Origin of the sequence: Blastomonas sp., from assembly GCF_041747255.1 — a bacterium.
Classification (GTDB): Bacteria; Pseudomonadota; Alphaproteobacteria; order Sphingomonadales; family Sphingomonadaceae; genus Blastomonas.
On sequence record NZ_JBGTFM010000315.1, the window covers coordinates 1 to 2,484 of the forward strand.

The 2,484-nt window shown below is 60.7% G+C and carries 1 protein-coding gene; it reads right to left on the bottom strand.

Annotated elements, in window-relative coordinates:
• Positions 1 to 2,484 (bottom strand): helicase-related protein (locus ACEW8G_RS10740; protein ID WP_373488413.1); only part of this gene is annotated, 2,484 nt, incomplete at both ends.

Consider the following 2,484-nt stretch of genomic DNA (forward strand, 5'->3'; position numbering starts at 1 on the left):
GCGACGGCGGCCAGCGCGACCTACGCGCTGCCGATAGTTGGCCAGAGAGGGCGGTACATTGGTCATCATCACAGCCGAAACCGATCCGATATCGACGCCCATCTCCATAGTGGTGGAGCAATTGAGAATATTGATCTCACCACGTTTGAACTCGCGCTCGAAACGCCGCAACCGATCGGCAGGTTGCTGGGCAGAGTGCTCAGCGGCCCGGGTATAGGGTGAAAGCAATGCGATCCGGTCGTGCTGGTTGGTCCAAACCGATGCATCGCGCAGTGCCCGGATGCCATCGTCTTCCACCAGCCACTGGCGAACGAGATCGACATTCTCGCGCTGGGGGAAGACCACAGGAAGTGACGGAAATGCGATCAGTACAGGCGCGACATCTGCTGTCCGCAAATGCTCGTTATGGCCATATAGCGTAAAACCCAACGCTGTTTCCGGCAGCACCAGACCGGTCACTGGGCATTGCCAAGCCGCCGCCACAGGCGCGATGCGCGCCAGGGTAAAGTCCAGCGCGTGGCCAGGGCGATCGGCAGCGTATAAGATTGGGCGTAATGCCAGCCATGCCTGTTCCAGCACCTCGTTCAGATCACGGCGATCCTCTCCATCGGTCGCATCAAGCCCCAGTGCCTTCGACAATATGGTCACAATATTGGGGCGCCGCACCTGGGCGCTCGCCATTGGCCAGGCGAGTTCGCGCCTTGCCTCGGCCTTTTCGCCGGGGGGTATCAGCGTCGACAGCGGCACCTTTGAATTGAGCCAGTGCTGGTCCGCCCATTCGATCCTGATGGCAGTGCGTCCCCGCACGATCATGTCAATCATCGAATAGAGTAGCCCCTGCCAGTCCGCCGCCGATTTGCCCCTCGCGCGCAATGCATCTGGCAATCTTGTCGCTGAGTCCACAGCATCAAACCGCAGGCGAGCCAAGCCCATGGTTTCGGGCGTATTGCCTCGCCGCGGTCGCCGGTTGAATTCGCGCAGCAACAGAAATTCGGCGAATGCTGCTGGATCCTGCCTGTATCGCACATCTCTGGCTCCCCAGACCCGCGCCATCCAGTGATGCACCTCGGGCCGTTCGGCCAGCCGCTGCCGCATCACCGCCCAAGTCACACCCCTGGTATTGGGTGATGTCAGCCGCGCAAGATCTGCCCTTTTGGCGGCCAGCATGTCGGTGAGCAATGCCGGCGCAGATACCTCAAGCTGTGCGACTGCCGATTCGAAGTTGGCGATGTCAGTACGCAGCGTCGCAACGGCCGGGTCATCTTCACCCGGTGCAACCATACTGCCCTGTACCAGGTGATAGATGAAGCTACGCACGAAGGAGCGTTCCGACGTGGTTTGCAGGCTGGCGGCAAAGCGGGCGGAACCTTGGCGGCTGTCAGTAAACGACAGCAACTGCCGCCCCTCCGCTGGCGGACGATACGCCGCCTTCGCATCCGCCTTGCGCGGTGCTACACCCTCCAGAAGCACCGGCGCAGCATTGCCGATCAGATACGGCGCCCCATAGCGAAATGGCCGCAATATCTCCGACTTTCTGATGGAGACAGCGGCTCCGCAGGCCCCGCAGCTGTCGGCAGCGTGCACGGGAAAGGCGCGGGTTTGCGGCTCGGCAGCGTCAAACCTTAAACCAGTCAAAGGATCGACATGCGCATCGCGGCATCCCGGCAGTGGACGCGTAGCGATCGCAAGTCGCAACCTGTCATACACCACAGCGTTTTCAGGCGCAGGTTCGCTTTCATCATCCTGCTCAAGCTCGCGCTCTCGCAAAGCAGCAAATTCGTCCAGCGATGGCGGCGTATAGCGGGCTTGGATTTTCCCCTGATTTTCCTCGCAATCGAGATAGGGCTCGCCGCACTCTCCGCAGGTCATCACCTCCAGAACCGGCGCTTGGCAGTGGCGGCATGTATCGACCCGTTCACTTGTTATGGCTCCATAAGGCCAGTCGGTCGGCGCGGCTTGACATTGCGGATTGATACAGCTCCAAAGTCCCGGCACCGCGCGCAGAAAGCCATGGATTCGAAGCGGCAGGATGGGACCACGCTGGGCATCGCGATCGTCGGCAACGGCCTCGATAACATCTTCCAGCGGTTGCCCCACATCGGCAAGCAGGCTGGCAGCGCGTGCTAGCGGAACCGGACCACGCTCTGCTGCGCGGACAAAGGCTTGGATCGCCGGGCTTGAAGAAACCTTGTCTCGCACTGACAGATCATGCGCAGAAAGGGCCGAAGACGCCGCTGGCAAAGGAAGCAGTACTTCCTCGCGCTCGCCCAGCACGATGTGCACCTTGCGCTCTTCAACACCGGAGATATCGCGCAAAAACCGACGCAACTCGTCCGTCACGTCGATGCCTTCACCACCGATTGTCGCCGATGTAGCCACAAAGCGCACATTTTCAGCCTTGACCCCGAAGGTCAGCAACACCCGCCGCAACAGCAAAGCGATTTCTGCTGCCGATGACCCGATGTAACTATGGGCTTCATCCAG